Genomic DNA, 21,296 nt, shown 5'->3' with positions numbered 1-21,296 from the left:
TGTGGCTATGGGTCCCGGCCTTCGCCGGGACGACATCGTGTGTTTGGCGCGCAGCTGCCCATACTAACGGCCTACGCAAAATCAATGGGCACGCGCGTCGTTCTTCACTACACTCCGCGCGATTTCAAAACAGAACACTGCTGGGAGTTAACAGATGAAATCAGCACTTTTGGCCGCTGTCGCAACCTCGGCTCTGCTGCTGGGCGCGCCGGCCTCCGCGCAAGGCGTCAAGATCGGCATCCTCAACGATCAGTCCGGTGTCTATGCCGACTACGGCGGAAAATACTCGGTCGAAGCCGCCAAGATGGCGATCGAGGATTTTGGCGGCGAGGTGCTGGGCCAGAAGATCGAGATGATCACCGCCGATCACCAGAACAAGCCGGATCTGGCGACGTCGATCGCGCGGCGCTGGTATGACGCTGACAATGTCGACATGATCACCGAGCTGACGACGTCGTCGGTGGCGCTCGCCGTGCAGGATCTGTCAAAAGAAAAGAAGAAGATCGACATCGTGGTCGGCGCGGCCACGTCGAGCATCACCGGTTCTGCGTGCTCGCCCTATGGCTTCCACTGGGCGTTCGACACCCACGCGCTCGCAGTCGGCACCGGCGGCGCGCTGACCAAGGCCGGCGGCGACAGCTGGTTCTTCCTCACCGCGGACTACGCCTTTGGCTACGCGCTGGAAAAGGACACCAGCGAGATCGTCGCCGCCAATGGCGGCAAGGTGCTGGGCTCGGTCCGCGTGCCCCTCAACTCGTCCGACTTCTCCTCCTTCCTGCTGCAGGCACAGAGCTCGAAGGCAAAGATCGTCGGCCTCGCCAATGCCGGCCAGGACACCACCAACTCGATCAAGCAGGCGGCCGAATTCGGTATCGTCCAGGGCGGCCAGAAGCTCGCCGGGCTGCTGATGACGCTCGCCGAGGTGCACGGTCTCGGCTTGCAGGCGGCGCAGGGCCTGGTGCTGACCGAAGGTTTTTACTGGGACCATGACGACACGACCCGTGCGTTCTCCGAGCGCTTCTTCAAACGTACCGGGAGGATGCCGAGCATGATCCACGCCGGCACCTATTCGGCGACGCTGAGTTATCTGAAGGCGGTGAAGGCCGCCGGCACCAAGGACACTGAAGCCGTCGCCAGGAAGCTGAAGGAGTTGCCGGTCGATGATGCCTTCGCCAAGGGCAAGGTGCTCGAGAACGGCCGCATGGTCCACGACATGTATCTGTTCGAGGTCAAGAAGCCGTCCGAGTCGAAGAAGCCGTGGGATTACTACAAGGAACTCGCGACAGTCCCCGGCGACAAGGCGTTCTTCACCGCCAAGGAAAGCGGCTGTCCGCTGACGAAGTGATTTTTGTCGTCCTGGCTTTCCGCCAGGACGACACTGAATGCGGCGGCGCAGTCGCCTCACACCAACCTTAGCACCACCGCGCCCAGGGTCCCCGCCCACAACGCGATGGCGGCGAAGGCCTGGATCGCAAAGCCCGGGCCGCGCTTGGCGGCGGCCTGCGAATAGCCGATGAAATAGACGATGCGGCCGATGATCCAGACCGCGCCGATGCCGGCCGCGATCGCGTCGCTGATATAGATCGCGAACAGCCAGAGCGACGGCAGGAAGATCGGCATCCATTCCAGCGTGTTCATCTGGATGCGGAAGGCGCGCTCGAAATCCGGATGGCCCGACATCGCCGGCACCTTGACGCCGGTCTTGGTGCGCGACCGCGAGACGTTGATGCAAGTGAAGAAGAAAAACAGGATGGCGAGCAGCGTGACGAGTGCGGTCAGATGGTACATCGAAGCCTCCGGCGGTCAGATGCAGCTCAATAGCCGGTCAGCTCGAGATAGCCAACGCCATCATGCGATCCGGCAAAGCTGATCGGTCCCTCCCAGTAGGAAAAGCCGGTCCCCATCCACGCCCGGGGATTGAGCGGCTTGCAGGAAATCGAGAACGACCGCGACGGGATCGCGATCTGCCATTCCACCGGCAGCTTGCGGCCGGCCACCTCTGCCGTCGCTTTCGGAGTCATCTGGATGTCGTCACCCGCAATCATCTGGGTGCGGCCGTCGGCGCCGATCCAATTGCCGAACGGATAGTCCTTGCCGTCCTTCTGGCGCAGCCGGTACAGCATCAGCTTGTCGCCGGAGGAAAGATGCAGCGACAGCCAGTCCCAGCCGGTCTGGTCGGCGTCGAGCGGCTGGCTGCTCCATTCCCGATCCATCCAGGCTTGGCCGGAGACGTCGACCGACTTGTCGTCGATGGTGAGCGTGCCGCGCGCACGGTAGAACGGCTGGCTGTAATAATAGGATGCCTGCCCACGTTCGGACTTGCGGCTATAGCCGCCGTCGCCCTGCAAGACGACCGAACGATCCGCTTCAAGCGTGAGCGCGTAGCTGAAATCCGTTCCGGACGCCTTCAGCGTCACCGGCGCCAGAGTACGATCGTCGGTGCGCTCGGATCCTTTCATCTCCCAATCGTCGATCCACGCGGCGAATGGTTTTGGTTCGACCCCGGCCTGGCCGATGCCGCCGCGCGAAAACAGCTCGTTGAAGCGGTGGGTGTCGGCCCTCGTCACCGCGGCATGCGCCATCCAGATCTGCTGATTGGCCCAGCCTTCGCTTTGCGGCCCCGGCCGCGCGGCCTGGCGAAACAGCGTCCATTGCAGCCCGCACGTAGCGCCATTGCTGTCGACCAGATCGCCGTCAGATACCACCACTCGATGCGAAATTCCGGATGCGGTCCGTGATCGGCGGGAAACGTGAACACCTTTCCAGGCGTGACTTTCGCGAAGCCGTCGGCGCTCTCGCCGAGTCCGGCGTAGCCTTGCGCATGTGCGCGGCGTGCAAGCGCGAGCGCGGCGATGCCGCCGACAAGGGTGCGCCGCGAGAGTTTATCAGCGCTCATTGGCAAACACCTTGACGAGGCTCGCCGGCTGCATCCGCGCCAGCCGCAACACAGGCAGCAGCGCGGCCAGCAGCGAGGCGATCAGCGCGACCGCAACTAGCTCGACCAGTTGCAGCGGAAAGACATGGAACGGTAACCGCCAGCCGAACGCCTTCACGTTGACGATCGCGATCAGGCACCACGCCGCCAGGAGCCCGAGCGGTACGGCCAAGAGCGACGTGAACAGTGCGACCGACAGCGTCTTGGTCAGCTCGAACGCGGCGAGGCGCGGCCGCGTGATGCCGATCGCCCAGAGCGGCGCAAGCTGCGGCAGGCGCGAGTTCGCCAGCGTCAGCAGGCTGGTCAGCAGCGCGATACCGGCGACGCCGAGCGTGAAGGCATTCAGCGCTGACGTCACCGCAAAGGTGCGATTGAAGATACGGATCGATTCGGCCTTCACGGTCGCCTGGTCGGCCACGGCGCGGTCGTCGAGCGCGAACTGCTTCTGCAGGGCTGCGATCAAGCCGGGAATCTTGTCCCGCGGCACGATGAGCCCGATCCGCGTCTGCGGCGTTTGCGGAAATTGCCGGATCAGCGCCGCGACGTTCACCGCGAGCTGCCCCCTGGGGTTGCCGTAATCGGCATAGATGCCGACGATGTCGAGCTCCCAGGTCCCGCCCGGCGCCGGCACTTCGATGACATCGCCGACGCGGACGTTGAGGCGGCGGCTCAGCTGCTCGCTGATGAAGGCGGCATTGCCCGGCACAAGCTGGGTCCAGGCGCGCGGCGCGGTTTCCAGCAGCGGCCAGCGCTCGCGATAGAGCGCGTGATCGGGCAGGCCGAGCAGTTCCACCGGCTGGCCCTGCACCTGCGTCTCCGCGCGCCCACCCGGCAGGATCGCCTGAACTTCGCTGCGGTCCTTCAGCCAGTTGCGGATCGCCGTGCCTTGCGCATTGTCGGGGGCGCTGATGTAGACATCGGCGGCAAGCCGCCCGTCGAGCCAGCCCACGAAAGTGCGGCTGAACGTCTCCACCATGGTGGACACCCCGACATTGACGGCGAGTGCGAGCAGCAGCGCCATCAGCGCCAACGACAATCCGGAGAGCTGCTGCCGGCTGTCCGCCCAGAACCACAGCGCCAACGGCCCGCGCGCAAAACGCTGGCCCGCGAGCAGCAGGAGTTCGAGGAAGGCCGGCAGGATCAAGGCTGCGCCGAGCATCAGCGCGGCCAGCAGGCCGAAGCCGGCGATCAACGATCGTCCGTAGCAAGCAGCAGCAGCGCGACCGCGAATACGGCGCAGGCAGCAAGACTTTGCAGGATCAGCCAGCGACGCTGCCGCTGCTGCCAGGCGTGCGGCTGCGCGGTGGCCAGCACCGGCATCCTGACCGCCTTGATCAGGCTGGTCGCGGCCGCGACGATCGCGCCGGCGACGCTGATGCCGATCCCGGCGAGCCACCATTCAGGCCTCAAGGTGAGCTGCCCCGGAATTTGCGCGCCATAGAGCCCGCGCAGCGACGCCGCCACATCGGGCAGCAGCGCGGCCGCGATGACATAACCGCAGACGAGCCCGATCAGGCCTGCGACCAGCGCCAGCGCCACGAGCTCGACCAGCAGCACGCTGTTGACCAGTCGTGCCGAGGCGCCGCAGGCCCGCAGCGTCCGCAGCATCGGCAGCCGCTGCTCGAAGGCGAGGCCGACGGCCGAATTGACGATGAAGAGGCCGACGAAGAACGACAGCAGGCCGAAGGCGGTGAGGTTGAGATGGAAGCTGTCGGTCAGCCGTTCCAGCTCGGTCTCGGCATTCGGCTCGACCCGCTGCAACTGGTCGCCGACGACGCTTTGCAGTGGCGCAGGCTTGCCCTTCGCCTTGCCGATCAGCAGGCGCGAGAGCTGGTCCGGCTTGTTCAGCAGATGCTGCGCCACGCCGATATCGACCACCAGCACGTCGGGCACGAGCTGCGGCTGCACGTGCAAGGGCGGCAGTTTTGCGCCGCTGCTGATCGCGGGTCGCACCGTCTCGTTCGTGCAGATCGTTCAGCGTCTCCTGCGCGACCAGCGTCTGGCCGGGTGCGGCAACAAAAGCGCCGAGATCGGCCGCCCCGAGGCGCGGCGCGTTGCCGACGTCAGCCGGCAGCGTCACCGGCTCGATGCCGAGCAGCCGCATCGAGCGTCCATTGATCTGGACCCGGCCTTCCAGCACCGGCGAAACCGGCCAGCCCGAGCGCCGGAGCTTTATGAACAGGACTTGCGGAAAGGTCGCCGCATTGGGCGCGACCAGCATCGCCGTACGCACGCCGCCAAACGTCGCCGCCGCGCGGTCATAGGCGCTGCGGGCCTGCTGATTGATTGCCTGCACGCCGCTCCACAGCGCGGTCGCCGCGATCAGCCCGATCAGAAGCGTCGCAAACTGCATCCTGTGCCGGCGCCAATGGCTGAGCAGCACCGCGAGCACCCACAGCGCGCGCCTCATGCGATCCGCCCCGCATGCAGGACGATGTGGCGGTCGAGCGTGCCGGCCAGATGCAGGCTGTGCGTCACCATCAGGAAGCCGCAGCCGGTGCGCGCAACGAGGTCGCGCGTCAGCGCCAGCACGTCGTCGGCGGTGGCTTCGTCCAGATTGCCCGTCGGCTCATCCGCGAGCAGCAGCGATGGTTTTGTCGCCAGCGCCCGTCCGATCGCGACCCGCTGCTGCTGACCGCCCGATAATTGCTCTGGATAGCGCTTGAGCAGGGTGCCGAGCCCGAGCCGTTCGGTCAGCTCACTGGTCCAGGCCGGATCATGCCGACCGGCGATGCGCGCCTGGAAGGCGAGGTTATCGGCGACCGACAGGCTCGGGATCAGGTTGAACTGCTGAAAAACCAGACCGATCCGGTCTCGGCGCAACGCGGCGCGGCCGGCATCGGAGAGCTCAGTGACGTCGGTGTCCTCCAGCCGGATCGAGCCGCCATCGGCGACATCCAACCCGGCGATCAGGTGCAGCAGCGTGCTCTTGCCGCTGCCGGATTCGCCGGTCAGCGCGACGCGCTCACCGGCCGTCAGGTCGAGATCGACGCCGCGCAGCACATGGACCGGCTCGGCGGCCGAGGAGAAGGTTTTGGCGAGGTTTCGGATGCTCAGCAAGGTCAATGCGCCGGACGGAATTAATTCAATGCTGCGTAGCACACTTGCCGTGGAAATGCCGGGGTTGCGTTGCCGTTCAAGCCGTTGTTAGCTCCAGAGACGGTCAAATCAAAAGTACCGAAAAAAGGTCATACGGGGAGAACGATGAGCGCTCAGGGAACGCCCAATGCGGTGGGCAGGACGGCAGGGGTGTCCCAAGGGACCACAAAGGAAACGCCGAAGGGCGCCTGGACTGTCACTTTTCTCCTCTTTCTCTTCATGGTGGTGAACTTCGCGGACAAGATCGTCGTCGGCCTCGCCGGCGTGCCGATCATGACCGATCTGAAGCTCGAGCCTGCGCAATTCGGCATGCTCGGTTCCTCGTTCTTCATGCTGTTCTCGGTCTCGGCCATCGTGGTCGGCTTCATCGTCAACAAGGTGCCGACGCGCTGGGTGCTGCTGACGCTCGCGGTGGTCTGGGCGCTGGCGCAGTTTCCGATGGTCGGCACCGTTTCCTTCACCACGCTGCTGATCTGCCGCATCGTGCTCGGCGCGGGCGAAGGCCCGGCCTTCTCGGTTGCCGCGCATGCGATCTACAAGTGGTTCCCGGATGAGAAGCGCACGCTGCCGACCGCAATCCTGTCGCAGGGCTCGGCCTTCGGCGTCATCCTCGCCGTGCCCGCGCTGAACTGGGTCATCGTCAATCACTCCTGGCACTACGCCTTCGGCGCGCTCGGTGTCGCCGGCCTGATCTGGGTCTGTGCCTGGCTGGCGCTCGGCAAGGAGGGCCCGCTCGAGGACACGCAGGCGCTCGCCGCCAATGAGCCGAAGATTCCTTACGTCCGGCTTCTGACTTCGCGCACCTTCCTCGGCTGCGTGATCGCGACTTTCGGCGCCTATTGGGCGCTGTCGCTCGGGTTGACCTGGTTCACCGCGTTCATCATCACGGGTCTCGGCTTCTCGCAGCAGCAGGCCGGCTTCATCTCGATCCTGCCCTGGGTGTTCGGCGCCACCATCGTCATCCTGACGGGCTGGATCTCGCAGGTCATGATGGCGCGCGGTTACACCACGCGCATCTCGCGCGGCGTGCTCGGCTCGGTGCCGCTGATCATCGGCGGCCTGATCCTGGCGACGATGCCGCACGTTCAGGGCGCGGGCCTCCAGATCGCGTTGCTCGTCGTCGGCTCAGGTCTCTGCGGGGCGATCTATGTGGTCTGCCCGCCGATGCTCGGCGAATTCACGCCGGCTTCGCAGCGCGGCGCCATCATCGCGATCTACGGTGCGCTCTACACGCTCTCGGGCATCATCGCGCCGACGGTGATGGGCACCGTGATCCAGCGCGCCGGCAGCATGGTCGCCGGCTACATGACCGGCTTCACCATCAACGCAGTGGTGATGGTCGGATCCGGCGTCGTCGGCCTGCTGCTGCTCTGGCCGAACACTGAGAAGGCGCGGTTGACCCGTGGTGCGGCGGCGCAGGCCGCGCCGCTAAAGGGCGCGGTATCGCCGACGTAAGGGGTGGCTAAGAGCCAACTACAATCACGCCTGTCGTCCCGGCGAAGGCCGGGACCCATACCGCGTGATCTCTCGATTGCAGAAGATAGAAGTACCAACAACGAATCTTCGCCAAACCACTTCCTGTGGTTATGGGTCCCGGCCTTCGCCGGGAAGACACTGAATGCGTCGACGCGCCTTTGCGCCTCACGGGCCTAATTCACGCCCTGCGCGCCACGAATCAGCTTCCCCGGCCTCTGCCCCGTCGCGGCACCCTGCCGCCGCGTCACCACGCCCGACACGATCGTGGCGTCATAGCCATCGACATCCTGCAGCAGCCGCCGCCCGCCGACCGGCAGGTCGTAATGCACCTTCGGCGGATGCAGATGCAGCCGGTCGTAATCGATGATGTTGACGTCGGCCTTGTAGCCGGGCGCAATCAGCCCGCGATCGGTGAGCCCGACCGAGAGCGCGGTCTTGCGCGACTGCGCCGCGACCACGAACGGGATCGAGAGTTTTTCGCCGCGCTTGCGATCACGGGTCCAGTGCGTCAGCAGATAGGTCGGGAAGCTCGCGTCGCAGATGATGCCGCAATGCGCGCCGCCGTCGGACAGGCCGGGCACGGACTGCGGATCGATCAGCATCTCGCGCGTCGCATCGAGATTGCCGTCGGCATAGTTGAGGAACGGCACGTAGAGCATGCCGCGGCCGTCGTCCGACAGCATCGCGTCATAGGCGAGCTCTTCCGGTTGCCGGCCCTGCTTGCGCGCCTGCGGGCCCAGCGCGTTCTCCGGCGGCTGCTCGTAGTCAGGGGGATCGCCGAGCAGGAACATCTTGTCGTAGTTGGGCCGGAAGAACAGCGGATCGTCGGTCGCGGTCGCCATCTCGCTCAGGATTGCCGTGCGTACCTCGCTCTGATGCAGCCGCGCCAGCCGCTCTTTCAGCGGCAGATGCGCGATCGCCTTGTAGCTCGGATGGGTCTGGAACGGGTTGCGCGACAGCTCGAGTCCGAGCAGCAGGCCGACCGGGCGCGCCGCGATCTGCGCGGTGATGGAGAGGCCGCGTTTGGCTGCCGCATTGATCTCGTCCAGAGTCTGGCGCCAGCGGTTCGGCGATTTGTCGTTTTGCGTGATCGAGAACGAGATCGGGCACCTTGTGCTGTCCGCCACCCGCAGCATCATCGGCAGATCTTCGTGGATGGTGGAGAGATCGAGCACGAATTGCAGCACGCTACGCCCTTGGCTGTGCATCGCGCCGGCAATCGCGGTGAGCTCGTCTTCGCCCGCCTTCAGCGTCGGCGTGAAATCGCCGGTCGAGGTGCGGTGGTTGAGCGTGCGCGAGGTCGAGAAGCCGAGCGCGCCGGAGCGCACCGCCTCGGCGGCGAGCTTCGCCATCGCCATATTGTCTTCCGCGGTCGAGGGATCGCGGCGTGCACCGCGCTCGCCCATGACATAGACCCTTAGCGCCGCATGCGGCAGCTGCGCGCCGACGTCGATGTCGAAATCACGCTTGGACAGCCAGTCCATGTAATCGGGAAAGCTCTCCCACGCCCACGGAATGCCGGCGCTCAGCACCGGCTCGGGAATATCCTCGACGCCTTCCATCAACTGGATCAGGCGGATGTGGTCGGCCGGCTTGCACGGGGCAAAGCCGACGCCGCAATTGCCCATGATCGCGGTGGTGACGCCGTTTTGCGACGACGGCGTGATGTCCTGGCTCCAGGTGACCTGGCCGTCATAATGCGTGTGAACGTCGACGAAGCCCGGCGTCACCAGCTTGCCGCGCGCGTCGATTTCTCCTTTGCCTTTGCTTGAGACTTTGCCGACCTCGCTGATCCTGCCGCCGGTGATGGCCACGTCAGCCTCGAACAGCTCGCCGCCATGTCCGTCCGCAAGGGTGCCGCCGCGGATCACGAGGTCAGGGGTGCTCATGTGGTTTCTTCCCGTTTTGCTTTGCTGTTTTGCGCATCTCTCAGCCCCAGGCAGGCGAAGCGCAGATCCGGACCCATGGTCTCGGCCTCCGGCGGGACGACAGCTGAGTTTGTCGCTATGCCCTGGCTTGCTTCCGCTCCGTAAACGGCGACAGCACGACCGTTGCGACCATGAAGATCACGGAAGCGCCGAACACCCAGTGTGGTGCGCTCTGGTCCATGATCCAGCCGAACAGCAGCGGGCTGACGATGCCGCCGAGATTGAAGCCGGTGGAGACGATGCCGAAGGCGCGACCCGCAGCACCCGGAGGCGCCGCATTGCGCACCAGCATATCCCGCGACGGCGCGATCACGCCGGAGAGGAAACCCGCGGTCGCCATCGTGGCGGTCAAGGCCCAGCCCGGCAACGTGACCAGCGCGATCAGCAGCACGATGGCGGCATTTGCCGCAAAGCAGGCGGCGGCGACATAGCCATGCCGCTCCGTGTGGTCGGCGAGGAAACCGCCCGCGAGCACGCCCGCGGCGCTGGAGCCGAGAAACGCGGTCAGCGCGACATTGGCGATGGAATAGGTTGCGCCGTAGCCGCTCATCAGCGCCACTACGCCGAAATTGTTGATGCCGGCAACCGACAGGCTGAGCAGCATGAACAGCGCGGTCAGCGTGATCAGCGCCGGCGTGATGACGGCCTGCTTCGGCATGCTCGCGTTGCCTGGCTTGGTCTGGTGGGCGCCGGCGTCGGGAATGTTCATCGTCACCAGCAGCACTGCCACCAGCACGCCGATCGCGCCCGAGGCGATCAACGCGCCGACGCCACCGGACACCGTGATCAGTGCGGCGACGATCGCCGGCGCAACGGCGCCACCAAAATAGCCCGCAAAGGTGTGGATCGAGAAGGCGCGACCCATCCGCGCCTCGTCCATGTGCTCGGCCAGGATCGCGTAATCAGCGGGATGATAGACGCTGTTGGCGAGGCCAAGCAGCACGGCGCAGGCGATCAGCGAGGTGTAGCTCAGATGCAGGCCCAGCAGGATCAGCGCGAGCCCGCCGAGCGTCAGTCCGCCCAGCAGGATCTTGCGCGCGCCAAAATGGTCGACGAGATAGCCGGTCGGCGCCTGCGTCAGCCCGGAGACGACGGCCGACACGGTCAGCGCGAACCCGAGCTCGACATAACCGACGCCGAGCTGGGTCTTGAGGAACGGGAACAGCATCGGCAGGACCAGCAGATGGAAATGGCTGACCCAATGCGCGATCGAGATCCCGGTCAGCGTGCGCAGCGCGCTGTCCGCCTTGCCTTGTTGCGGTGCGGCGAGAACGTCGACCATTGCAGTTCCGTTTCACTCCCAGGAGGCGCGCAAACTATCGGGGACGGCGGTTATTTGTCCATGAACGCGGGCGCATGGCAGGTAGCGCGGGTGGGGCGTGAGGCCGGCTCGATGCCTGCCCAGCGTCGTCCTGGCGAAAACCAGGATCCATACCGCGTGCTTCCTCGATTGTGATCGGCGCAGCCCCGACGACGAGTCTCCGCCAAACTACTCCCTGGGGCAATCGGTCCTTGGCTGTCGCCAGGACGACGGCGGAGGGGGCGGTGCATGCTCTGAAAGCGAACGCCGCCTCGGCACCTCACAACGGCTCGTCGTCCGGCCCGTAGCGATCGCGCTTCGGCGTGGCGATGTCGCCGTCCTCGTAGTCGTCGTCGGTGTCGCGTGGCGGCTGGCGCTTCTTGGCCTTATCGTCCGCAGTCTTCGGCGGGTCGCTCGGCCTGGCAGGCTTACTTCCGATCTTGGCCATGACTGGTCCCGGATGGTGATGCTGCATCGAACCTACCCGCAAAACATGTGCGGTTCCTGACTTATCTCAAGCCCGCGACGATGAACGTCAGGCGTGTACCACCGGCCCGCCCGCCTTCTTCCAGGCATCGATGCCGCCGGCGATATGGGCGGTGTTGGAGAGGCCGGCCTCCTTGGCGGCGGCAACCGCCATCGCCGAGCGTTCGCCGAAGGCGCAGAAGAACACGACGCGGCGGCCCATGGCGGCCGCGACCTCGCGCAGCATGCCGCCGGGCTTGAGGCTTTCCTCGACGCTCGGATAGGGCGTGTGCAGCGCGCCCTCGAGCATGCCGTGCTTCATCCGCTCATTGCTCTCACGCAGATCAACCAGCAGAATATCGGGTCGGCCGAGCGAGCGGATCGCCTCGGCGGCGCTGAGCGCGCGGCCCTCCTTCTCCAGCTCTTCCTGATGCAGGCCGACATGCATGTTGGCCGGCACCGCCACATCCATCATCTTCGGATTGGGCAGCTTCAGGTTCGCCATCAGCTCGATATATTCGTCGACCGAGCGCACCTGGAGTCGCGGATTATAGCGCTTCTCCTCGCCGATAGTGGAGACGGTGTCGCCCTTGTAGTCGTGTGCCGGGAACACCATCGTCTCGTCGGGGAGTTTGAGCAGCCGGTTGAAAATCGACTCGTACTGCGCGCGCGACGAGCCGTTCTGGAAATCGGTGCGACCGGTGCCGCGGATCAAGAGCGTATCGCCGGTGAAGACGCGGTCGCCCATCAGATAGGAATAGGAATCATCGGTGTGGCCGGGTGTGTACATCACGTCGAGCGACAAGCCCTCGATCGTCACCTTGTCGCCGTCGGCAACGCGCATGGCCACCACATCGGCCTTGGTCTGGTCGCCCATCACGGTCATGCAATGGGTGCGGTCGCGTAGCTCGCCGAGGCCGGTGACGTGGTCGGCGTGCAGGTGGGTGTCGACGGCCTTGACCAGCTTGAGGTCGAGCTCGCGCAGAAGCTGGCAATAGCGATCGACCTTCTCCAGCACGGGATCGAGGATCAGCGCCTCGCCGCCGGGACGGCTGGCAAGGACGTAGCTGTAGGTGCCCGAAACGCTGTCGAAGAGCTGGCGAAAGATCATGGCAGGACCGGCGTGGACTGGTTTCGAGGATTCTACTACGCCGGGGACTATGAAGAGAAGTAATGTGCTGTTGAAATAAGAAAATTTGGAAGATTTTTGTTGCGCGGTGGGGTCCAGACGTGGCGTCTCGCGTAAGGAGCGCTAAGCTGGCGCCTCAATTACTGCTGTCATTCCCCGCGAAAGCGGGGAATCCAGTACGGTGTGCCGAGTATGAACGACAGCTTGGAGGTGGAAGTCCTCTATCCAGCCTGATGACGGCGAAGGATTAGCGAAGCGCAAGGGCGTCATCGTGAGGTGGGGTCTGAAGACAGCGTGGAGCAAAGCCGCGGCTCGATGGACAAACACCGGATAACGAGGCCTACCCGGCCGGACGAGCGAGCCGTTGATCGCGAAGTCCACGGTCATCAAGGGCCGGGGTGGTAGATCCGGCGGGCGTGCGGCGAAGGCGGTCGGTCTTACCTCGGGAGGTCTGCACGGTGTCCCGGCAACGGGACTGAGGTCGCCGCAAGGCGGCCTGATCGCCGCGCAGAAGTCAGCAGAGGGCATAGTAGGCGGCGGCGCGCCGCCGAAGGCCTGAACGCTGGAAGTGGTCAGTAGAGCGGTCGATCTCGTGCGAGCCATGCGGCAGAAGAATCAGATTGAACTGAACTCGGGCACCGGAGCGAAGGGTGAAGCCCTGACCGCCGCCGCCCGAGAGACCGAAGCAAGTGCGGCGAAGGCCAGCCTCGAACACCCGGCGGTCGCAGGACCGTCGATGGAAGCAGTTGTCGAGCGTGAGAACCTGAAGAAAGCGTTGGCGCAAGTGACGCGCAACAAGGGCGCGGCAGGCGTCGATGGGATGACCGTCGGCGAACTGCCGGCCTATCTGAAGGAGCACTGGCTCGCGATCCGGACCCAGCTATTTGGCGGCACCTACAAGCCACAGCCGGTACGGCGGGTGGAGATACCGAAGGCGTCGGGTGGCCTGCGGCCGCTCGGCATCCCGACGGTGCTTGACCGCTTCATTCAGCAGGCGGTGTTGCAGGTGCTGCAGGCAGATTGGGACGGAACGTTCTCCGAGGCGAGCTTCGGCTTCCGGCCGAACCGCTCGGCGCATCAGGCGGTGGAACGGGCGCAGGCGTACATCGCGTCCGGGTACGCCTTCGTTGTGGACATCGACCTGGAAAAGTTCTTCGACCGGGTCAACCACGACATCCTGATGGGGCTCATTGCCAAACGGGTTGCTGACAAGCATCTCCTGAAGCTCATCCGCGCCTTCCTGAATGCGGGTGTGATGGAGGGAGGATTGGTCAGTCCGACGGAGGAGGGCACGCCGCAAGGTGGACCGCTCTCGCCACTGTTGTCGAACCTGATGCTGGATGTGCTGGACAAGGAACTGGAGAAGCGCGGCCATCGCTTCGTGCGCTACGCCGACGACTGCAACATCTATGTGCGCAGTCAGAAGGCGGGCGAACGGGTGCTGGCGGGCATCGAAAAGTTCCTCGAAACGCGTCTCAAGCTGAAGATCAACAGGGCCAAGAGTGCGGTCGCCAAACCGAGCGCCCGCAAGTTTTTGGGCTTTAGCTTCACCGGCGGGACAGCACCGCGGCGGCGCATTGCGCCGCAGGCGATCGCCCGCTTCAAGGCGAGAGTTCGGGAGCTGACGCGGCGCACGGGCGGGCGAAGCCTCGTGCAGATCGTCAAGGAGCTGTCAATCTACCTGATCGGGTGGCGCGGCTACTTCGGCTTCTGCCAAACGCCGTCGGTGCTGCGCGCCCTTGATGAGTGGATCAGGCGACGGTTGCGCGCCATCGTCTGGAAACAGTGGAGATGCGGACGCACCCGCTTCGATGAGCTGCGACGCCGCGGCGTCGGCCGGGACCTAGCGGCGAAAACCGCCGGCAGCCCACGTGGCCCTTGGCGGCTCGCTCAAAGCCCCGCGCTCAACACTGCTTTGCCAAACGCCTTCTTGCGTTCACTCGGCCTACGCTCCATCGCAGCACTGCGACCCGCTTAATCCAGCGAACCGCCGGATACGGACCCGTACGTCCGGTGGTGTGGGAGGGTGAAGCCGTGAGGCTTCCCCTATCCCGATCCGCGGCTTCTCCGTACCTCTCGCTGTCTCTGGAATACTGGATCGCCCGGTCAAGTGTTTAGACCGGAGACATAGCTGACGGCTGTTCGGACACATCACTGACGGGTTGGCCGGAGGTCAAGTCGATTGATGCGACCTGCCAGCTTGCAAAGAAGATGCCGTAAGTGCCGTCGCGGTCGAGCGGCCTGACGGCCAGCTGCTCGCCGCAGAAGGCTTGTGGGACTTTCCACATATGGCCTTTGAAGGCGATGTAGCTCCGCGTTGAGGAGACGGTGCGAACGATCTCTGCGGCGTCGTATTGGACCTTTGGCATGCGTTCCGGCATGACGCGCAAGCTTGGCCGGTAACGATCGGCAGGGATGCCCATGCCCAAGCTCTCATGAGGCCGCTCCAGATTGTAGATCGTGCGCCAGCGATCAAGGGCGCATTGAACTTCCGCCAAAGTGCGGAACGTGCGCAGAGCGAACACTTCCGCTTTCAGGCTGCGATGGAACCGTTCGTTCTTGCCTCGGCCCTGAGGATGACGCGGCCTGGCATGGACCACCCTGACGCCGAGCTTGAGCAGCCACACCTTCAGCGCAGTCCAGCGAACGCCGGACGTGTCGCCCCAAGGAGAGCCGTTGTCGAGATAGAAGGCCTCCGGCAGCCCATAGCGTCGGAAGGTGTCCATCAGGTGCTTCTGCACGTCAGGACGCTGCTCATTGGCGCAGGCCTTCAGACACAGGGCATAGCGCGAGTGATCGTCCACCATGGTGAGCGGATGACACCGCTTTCCGTCGGCGAGCGGCATGTGTGTGTTTCGGCATGGAATAAGGACCCCGTTTTCGGGGTGATCGGCATCCAATCGGGACCCCGGGATAAGGGTCCACAGTGGCTTCCATCGAGTCATGGAAGCCGAGGTTGGGATGCTGGTGGTGGAGACGATTGGTAAGATCCGTCGCGCCTACTTTGTTGATGGTCGTCCGATCAAGGCGATCTGCCGAGAACTTGGCGTATCGCGGAAGGTGGTTCGCAAGGTCATTCGTTCTCAAGCGACGGAGTTCCGGTATGAGCGCGAGACGCAGCCGCTCCCGAAGATGGGTGCCTGGAGTGCCGAGCTTGACCGGTTGCTGGCAGGGAATGAGAGCAAGGCGGCGCGGGAACGGCTGACGCTGATCCGGCTATTCGAAGAGCTTCGCGGCCTGGGTTACGCCGGCGGCTATGATGCGGTTCGTCGATACGCACGACGGTGGAGCAAGGAACGCGGCAGCTCGACAGCGTCGGCCTATGTGCCGCTCAGCTTTGCACCAGGTGAAGCCTACCAGTTCGACTGGAGCCACGAGGTCGTCCTGCTGAGCGGCACCACGGTGATGGTGAAGGCTGCTCATGTCCGGCTCTGTCACAGCCGCATGCTGTTCGTGCGGGCCTATCCGCGGGAGACGCAGGAGATGGTGTTCGACGCCCACGACCGGGCGTTCGCCCTGTTCAAAGGCACCTGCACCCGCGGCATCTACGACAACATGAAGACCGCCGTAGAGACGATCTTCGTCGGTAAAGGCCGTCTCTACAATCGCCGCTTCCTGCAGATGTGCAGCCACTATCTGGTCGATCCGGTCGCCTGTACGCCAGCGTCGGGGTGGGAGAAGGGGCAGGTCGAGAACCAGGTCGGGCTGGTCCGGGAACGCTTCTTCACGCCGCGGCTGCGGTTCAAAAACCTCGACGAGTTAAACGCCTGGCTGCTCGACAAATGCATCGCCTACGCCAAGGCTCATCGTCATCCGGAGCTGGCCGATCAGACGATCTGGGACGTGTTCGAAGCCGAACGCCCCAAACTCGTTCCCTATGCCGGCCGTTTCGACGGCTTCCATGCAGTGACAGCATCTGTCTCGAAGACCTGCCTGGTGCGCTTCGACAACAACAAGTACTCGGTCGCAGCCAGCGCAGTCGGACGACCGGTCGAGGTTCAAGCCTATGCCGATCGCATCGTGATCCGTCAGGACGGCCGGATCGTTGCCGAGCATCCGCGATCCTTTGGCCGCGGCGATACCGTCTACGACCCCTGGCATTATGTGCCGGTGCTCGCTCGCAAACCCGGCGCCTTGCGCAACGGTGCTCCCTTCAAAGACTGGGTGCTGCCGGCCGCGATCGAGCGGGTCCGGCGCAAGCTGGCCAGCACCGACGATGGCAATCGGCAGATGGTCGACATCCTCAACGCGGTGCTGACTGACGGTCTGTCCGCGGTGGAAGCGGCCTGTGCCGAAGCGCTCAGTCACAGCGTCCATTCCGCCGATGTCGTGCTCAATATCCTGGCCCGTCAACGTGAACCCGCCCCACCGGCCAACATCATGACGCCGGCCGCACTGACGCTGCGCCATGCACCGATCGCCGATTGTGCCCGCTACGACAACCTCCGGAGGACCATCTGATGGAACGAACCCAAATCTTTGACCTCATGGGCGAGCTCAAGCTCTACGGCATGAAGGCCGCCTTCGATGAGATCATGGCAACTGCGGTCAAGCGCCAGCACGAACCCCAGCGCATTGTCGGCGACCTGCTCAACGCCGAGATCAACGAGAAGCAGGCCCGCTCGATCAAGTACCAGCTCACCATCGCCAAGCTGCCGCTTGCCAAGGACATCGCCGACTTCCAGTTCGACGGGACGCCGATCAATCAGACTCTCGTCAATGATCTCGCTGGCGGCGGCTTCATCGCCCAGCAACGCAACGTCGTCCTGGTCGGCGGAACCGAGCCCGCTTCATAATGCTCACCTTTCTATCTCGTTAGAGTTCCAGTTCTTTTTGTAGCGGAGTGCCGGACGGCGGACGTCTGAGGCGCCGCGCGGTGGCGGCTCGTTTGACGTCAGCACGCTCAAGATCGGCTGCTTTGATGATCCAAGGTGCCCCTTTGCAAAGCTGGCCCGCCGCGAGCTGGTCGTCCTTGATCAGACGTCGCACGGTTGAAGGGCTGACGGAGAGGGCCGCGGCCGCCTCGTCCAGAGTGACCTCGCCGCGGTCGTGGCGCTCGCCTTCACGATAGGCTGCGACGTCGTTGTGGCTGCGCAAGCTGCACACTCGCGACTTGGTCCAGCCATTGCCGCGCCCCGTGGTCTTGCCGGAGCGGTTTAGCACCGACGCGATCGCTTTGTCCGGCATCTGCCGCGCCAGCACGCGCACGAGATCGACTGTCTCTCCCGCTGCGCTCCAGCGGTGCTGGCCGGAGCGATTCTTCTTGACCTTGAGAGCGGAGTGGTCACCGCCGTGCCAGCGGATCACCAGATCGAGCGTGGTGTCCTCGACGCGGACGACGATCTCGTCGATCAGCGTTCGCACGATCCGCTTGCGCGTCTCGGGGGCCACGCTGGCACTCGACCAAGCACGCTCCAGGTCGGCGCCTAGCGTCATCAGCCGCTCCCGGTCGGCAGGTGTGAGATCAACAGCGGGCGAAGCCGTCAGTGCGTCCAGCTCGGTCTCCAGATTGCGCGCGACCGCCAGCCGGTCATTCCATCGCTTTTCCAGCTCGGCGGCGACGAGACGATTGGCGGGATCGACGGCATCGTATTGGCGGCGCGCCCGCCCGACCTCATAGCGAGCCTGCTCCAGCGCCAGTTCGACTTGGCCGCGTTTGTCTTCGTTCGCACGGCTGCGCGCAGCCTGCGCGGCGAGTGCCGCCTCGATACCGAGCGGCTGCAGGCGCTCGACCACCTCGGCGGCCACGTCACGATCGATCCGCATGCCGCCGAACGAGATGCAAGGGTCACCGCCATGATTGTTGGCGCCGCCCCGACAATGGTAGCGACCGGTGTTGCCGTCCTTGCCGGAGTAGGCGACGTGAAGTTTGCGCCCACAATGGCCACAGCGCAGCAGGCCGGCGAGCAGAGCCTCACCTCGGCGCAGGGCACCGCGGCTCATCGGGTTCTTGCCGTTGGCGTTATCCGCAATCAGGCCGAGGTTCCTCTCATGGTCCGCCCAGCTCAGATAACCCTCATGATGGTTCGGAATCAACACCTCCCAATCCTTGCGCTCCCTCTTGAAGCCGCGAACCACCTTCTTGCGGCCGGCCTCGATGCTGATGCGGCTGCCAGTGCGCCCGAATGCATACGCGCCCGCATAGATTGGGTTGGTCAGAATGTGCAGGATCGTGTTGTAGACCGGCAGCTTCCACTCGACCAGGCGGCCTTCGGCGCCATAGGTGACGGCCGGCAGCGGAACGCGCTCGTGTCTGAACCAGAGGTGCACCTGACGCACCGACTGCATCTCGGTGAACTTGGCAAAGACGAGCGCAATCGCCTCGCCGACGCGCCGATCCGGGTCCTTCTCGATACGGTTGTGGCCGACCCGCACGTAGCCGACGGCGACCGTCATGAACAGCTCGCCCCGGCGCGCCTTCTGCTTCAGCGCTTCGAGCGAACGCTGGCGCAGTACCGACAACTCCATCTCGCTCATGGTACCCTTCATGCCGAGCAGTAGGCGATCGTTGGGCTGTCGCGGATCGTAGACGCCGTCCTCGTCGGCGATCAGTGTGCCGACGAGACCGCAGAACTCGAGCAGGGTGTGCCAGTCGCGACCGTTGCGTGCGAGCCGCGACGCTTCGATCGAGACCACGACTCCGACGCGCACCTCACAGATGGCGGCCAGCAGCTTCTCGAAGCCGGGCCTCGCGACGCCACCACCGGAGCGACCGAGATCGTCATCAATGACGGCAACATCGCTCCAGCCCAGCTGTCGCGCGCGCTCCGGCAAATTGTACTGACGGCGCTTACTTTCCAGGTTGTGGGCGACCTGATCAGGCGTCGACTGACGGATGTAGACGACGGCCTGACGGGCGAGGTGCTCAGGCGTGACCTTGCTCATGAGCGGCCTCCCTCGTCTCTGCGGTTGGCGTGCCCGTCTCGATATTGGCGCCGTCGGCGAGGGCCTCGACCAGCAGCCTCTCGATCAGGCGGACGAGAGTGCTTCTCTGCGACGCCGGAATCGCGGGCGTCTGGCGATCCTCCTCGAACAGGCTTCGTTGCAAGTAGCGTCTTGGTTGCATGATCCCCTCCTTCACGCAGGGGCCGCGCCCCGCCTCGAGAGGCGATAAGCACATCGATTCGCGCCCGCAGCTCGACGAGCCTTTCGACAGCCAACCGAGGGCTTGCTGTGAGCGTTGCAGAGCGAGCAATATCCTCGCTCATCCAGGCCGGGATTAGGGCGAGTGTCCCGTCGGGCTGCACCACGACCAAATGGTCCTCGCCGGCGAAGCGCTTGCGGTGCTCGACCTGCACCATCTGCCCGGCCCGAGGATGGAACGGATAGAGGATCAAAACCTCGAACGCCAGACACCCGGCATTGTGACGCTGTCTCGACGGGCACCGGCAAGACCCATCTGGCCATCGCTATCGCGCGAAGCTGCATCCGATCCGGCGCCCGTGGCCGCTTCTATAACGTCGTCGACCTCGTCAACCGGCTCGAGACCGAGACCCGCAACGGTCGGCAGGGACGGCTCGCCGAGCATCTGACCCGCATGGACTTCATCGTTCTCGACGAGCTGGGCTATCTGCCGTTCGCGCAATCCGGCGGTCAGCTCCTGTTCCATCTCATCAGCCGGCTCTACGAGCGCACCTCGATCATTGTCACCACCAATCTTGCGTTCGGCGAATGGCCGAGCGTGTTCGGCGATGCCAAAATGACCACCGCGCTACTCGACCGATTGACCCATCACTGCGACATCGTCGAGACCGGCAACGACAGCTGGCGATTCAAAAGCCGCGACGATGTTCAAACAACCCGCGCTCGCGCCGTCTCCGCAACCCCGACCAGCTCCGACGACCCGAGCGCTACCAGCAGAGCACGCCGCTCAAAGGGGTCCCTTTTGGATGCCGATAGGGGGTCCCAGTCGAACGCCGATTGACAATGTGCCCCTTGAAGTCCATCTGCCACAGTTGATTGGGCGCGTCCTTCTCGAACCGGTGGCCTGAAGGGCTTGGTGCAGCCCTCTCGCCCGGCTTGATCCGCTCGTTCCGGCACAGGATCTGATGCACCGTGGAGGCCGCCGGCACAGTCTGGCCGCCGCGCTTCAAGCAATGGGCAATCTTGCGCGCTCCCAGGCCGGATGCTTGTCGCGCATCGTCACAACCCGCGCCTCGACCTCAGGCACGCTCCGCTTGGGCGTGCTCTTGGGCCGGCGGGACTGATCCGCCAGGTCATGATCTCCAGCCTGCCAACGCCTCAGCCATTTGTAGCCGACATCAGGGCTGATCCCGAACCGCCGGCACAACTCCCGACGGTTCGTCCCCTCCTGCAAGGCAAGCCGCACAAACTCGCGTCGTTGATCCATTACCGACACCTCGTTCCAGGGCATGGAAGGCCTCCCGAATCGACCATTCCAGTCCATTTTGATGTGTCAGCTATGTCTCCGAACACCTGTCAGTGATCTGTCCGGTCTAAACATCAAGCCGGGCGATGACACCGAGTGTGGCGCCGCAACGCCAGCTACGGCCTCACCAATGTGTACCCATTCTCCGCCAGAAACAGGATCTGCCCGACGCCCACCTGCACCGGGGTCGCCGCCGGAATGAACTCCGGCCGCTTGCCCGTCTGCCGCTCGATCGTGTCGACGGTGTTGAGGCAGATGTCGAAACGCACGCCCTGCGCGATCAGGCTTTCGACCTGCTTACGGCGCTCGCTGCCGGACAGCAGCAGATCGATGCCGGGCCCGAAGGCGACGACCTCCACCGCGATCTTGTCGGGGTCGTAAGCCCTCAGCAGATTGTTGGCGACGCTCAGCACCAGAGCCTGCTTCTTCGCATCATTATCCGAGAGCTGCAGTACGAGCTTGTGCTCGGCGAAGGGCTTGTCCTGGAGCGGTACTTGCTGCGCAAGAGCGAGCGGCATCGCCGTCCACACGAGCAGCGCCAGCAGCATTGTGCGAAACACTTGCGACCGCATCAT

At 64.5% G+C, this 21,296-nt stretch carries 12 protein-coding genes and 8 pseudogenes; 6 read left to right on the top strand and 14 right to left on the bottom strand.

The window, feature by feature from the left end; all coding sequences use genetic code 11:
• The first annotated feature begins 154 nt into the window (after positions 1 to 154).
• Positions 155 to 1,345, top strand: a complete 1,191-nt coding sequence (locus ACTGJ9_RS04110) for an ABC transporter substrate-binding protein (RefSeq protein ID WP_456676032.1) — start codon at positions 155 to 157, stop codon at positions 1,343 to 1,345.
• Positions 1,346 to 1,401: 56 nt separating this feature from the next.
• Here ACTGJ9_RS04110 and ACTGJ9_RS04105 read toward each other — a convergent pair whose 3' ends face one another.
• From ACTGJ9_RS04105 to ACTGJ9_RS04090, 4 genes and pseudogenes are all read right to left on the bottom strand, one after another.
• Positions 1,402 to 1,788: an MAPEG family protein gene (locus ACTGJ9_RS04105; RefSeq protein WP_456676031.1), complete on the bottom strand. Its 387-nt coding sequence runs from the start codon at positions 1,786 to 1,788 to the stop codon at positions 1,402 to 1,404.
• Between the two features lie 26 nt (positions 1,789 to 1,814).
• A pseudogene (locus ACTGJ9_RS04100) lies at positions 1,815 to 2,896 on the bottom strand (lipocalin-like domain-containing protein).
• A pseudogene (locus tag ACTGJ9_RS04095) lies at positions 2,886 to 5,345 on the bottom strand (ABC transporter permease). The pseudogenes ACTGJ9_RS04100 and ACTGJ9_RS04095 overlap by 11 nt, the downstream one beginning before the upstream one ends.
• Positions 5,342 to 5,995, bottom strand: a complete 654-nt coding sequence (locus ACTGJ9_RS04090; protein WP_456676030.1) for an ABC transporter ATP-binding protein — start codon at positions 5,993 to 5,995, stop codon at positions 5,342 to 5,344. Before ACTGJ9_RS04090 ends, ACTGJ9_RS04095 begins: the two are co-directional and overlap by 4 nt.
• A gap of 144 nt (positions 5,996 to 6,139) precedes the next feature.
• On the opposite strand from ACTGJ9_RS04090, the gene ACTGJ9_RS04085 reads away from it, so the two are divergent.
• On the top strand, positions 6,140 to 7,489 hold the full coding sequence (locus ACTGJ9_RS04085; RefSeq protein WP_456676029.1) for an MFS transporter: 1,350 nt from the start codon (positions 6,140 to 6,142) through the stop codon (positions 7,487 to 7,489).
• A 194-nt stretch (positions 7,490 to 7,683) separates the two neighbouring features.
• On the opposite strand, the gene ACTGJ9_RS04080 is transcribed toward ACTGJ9_RS04085, so the two are convergent.
• The 4 genes from ACTGJ9_RS04080 to ACTGJ9_RS04065 all read right to left on the bottom strand — a co-directional run bounded on the left by ACTGJ9_RS04080 (position 7,684) and on the right by ACTGJ9_RS04065 (position 12,314).
• On the bottom strand, positions 7,684 to 9,399 hold the full coding sequence (locus ACTGJ9_RS04080; RefSeq protein ID WP_456676028.1) for an N-acyl-D-amino-acid deacylase family protein: 1,716 nt from the start codon (positions 9,397 to 9,399) through the stop codon (positions 7,684 to 7,686).
• Between the two features lie 115 nt (positions 9,400 to 9,514).
• Complete coding sequence (locus tag ACTGJ9_RS04075) at positions 9,515 to 10,720, bottom strand: MFS transporter (protein ID WP_456676027.1); 1,206 nt, start codon at positions 10,718 to 10,720, stop codon at positions 9,515 to 9,517.
• 298 nt (positions 10,721 to 11,018) lie between these two features.
• Positions 11,019 to 11,186, bottom strand: a complete 168-nt coding sequence (locus tag ACTGJ9_RS04070) for a hypothetical protein (protein ID WP_456676026.1) — start codon at positions 11,184 to 11,186, stop codon at positions 11,019 to 11,021.
• An 87-nt stretch (positions 11,187 to 11,273) separates the two neighbouring features.
• Entirely contained in the window at positions 11,274 to 12,314 is a 1,041-nt protein-coding gene (locus tag ACTGJ9_RS04065) for an MBL fold metallo-hydrolase (protein ID WP_456676025.1), read from the bottom strand.
• 619 nt (positions 12,315 to 12,933) lie between these two features.
• On the opposite strand from ACTGJ9_RS04065, the gene ltrA reads away from it, so the two are divergent.
• Positions 12,934 to 14,310 (top strand): group II intron reverse transcriptase/maturase, encoded by a 1,377-nt coding sequence (gene ltrA / locus ACTGJ9_RS04060; protein WP_456676024.1) that lies wholly within the window; start codon positions 12,934 to 12,936, stop codon positions 14,308 to 14,310.
• A gap of 136 nt (positions 14,311 to 14,446) precedes the next feature.
• Here ltrA and ACTGJ9_RS04055 read toward each other — a convergent pair.
• Positions 14,447 to 15,172 (bottom strand): annotated as a pseudogene (locus tag ACTGJ9_RS04055) (integrase core domain-containing protein); the annotation flags it as partial.
• 121 nt (positions 15,173 to 15,293) lie between these two features.
• Between ACTGJ9_RS04055 and istA the strand changes: the two are divergent.
• Positions 15,294 to 16,815 (top strand): annotated as a pseudogene (gene istA / locus ACTGJ9_RS04050) (IS21 family transposase).
• Positions 16,793 to 17,113 (top strand): annotated as a pseudogene (locus ACTGJ9_RS04045) (ATP-binding protein); the annotation flags it as partial. The pseudogenes istA and ACTGJ9_RS04045, both read left to right, overlap by 23 nt.
• 34 nt (positions 17,114 to 17,147) lie before the next feature.
• Here the strand turns inward: ACTGJ9_RS04045 and ACTGJ9_RS04040 are convergent.
• The 3 genes and pseudogenes from ACTGJ9_RS04040 to ACTGJ9_RS04030 form a co-directional block, all read right to left on the bottom strand.
• Positions 17,148 to 19,217, bottom strand: a complete 2,070-nt coding sequence (locus tag ACTGJ9_RS04040) for a recombinase family protein (RefSeq protein ID WP_456675589.1) — start codon at positions 19,215 to 19,217, stop codon at positions 17,148 to 17,150.
• Entirely contained in the window at positions 19,198 to 19,398 is a 201-nt protein-coding gene (locus ACTGJ9_RS04035; protein WP_456675590.1) for a hypothetical protein, read from the bottom strand. Before ACTGJ9_RS04035 ends, ACTGJ9_RS04040 begins: the two co-directional genes overlap by 20 nt.
• Positions 19,399 to 19,510: 112 nt before the next feature.
• Positions 19,511 to 19,633 (bottom strand): annotated as a pseudogene (locus ACTGJ9_RS04030) (hypothetical protein); the annotation flags it as partial.
• 77 nt (positions 19,634 to 19,710) lie between these two features.
• Between ACTGJ9_RS04030 and ACTGJ9_RS04025 the strand changes: the two are divergent.
• Positions 19,711 to 20,256 (top strand): annotated as a pseudogene (locus ACTGJ9_RS04025) (ATP-binding protein); the annotation flags it as partial.
• A gap of 1 nt (position 20,257) precedes the next feature.
• Here ACTGJ9_RS04025 and ACTGJ9_RS04020 read toward each other — a convergent pair.
• Positions 20,258 to 20,706 (bottom strand): annotated as a pseudogene (locus ACTGJ9_RS04020) (helix-turn-helix domain-containing protein); the annotation flags it as partial.
• 131 nt (positions 20,707 to 20,837) lie between these two features.
• The gene (locus tag ACTGJ9_RS04015) at positions 20,838 to 21,296 is read right to left on the bottom strand and encodes a DsrE family protein (RefSeq protein ID WP_456676023.1); all 459 of its coding nucleotides are present in this window, start codon (positions 21,294 to 21,296) and stop codon (positions 20,838 to 20,840) included.

This window comes from Bradyrhizobium sp. RDM12 (genome assembly GCF_051917485.1).
Taxonomy (GTDB): Bacteria; Pseudomonadota; Alphaproteobacteria; order Rhizobiales; family Xanthobacteraceae; genus Bradyrhizobium.
The sequence above is the reverse complement of the archived record's forward strand: the minus strand, read 5'-3'. Positions and strand labels throughout refer to the sequence as shown.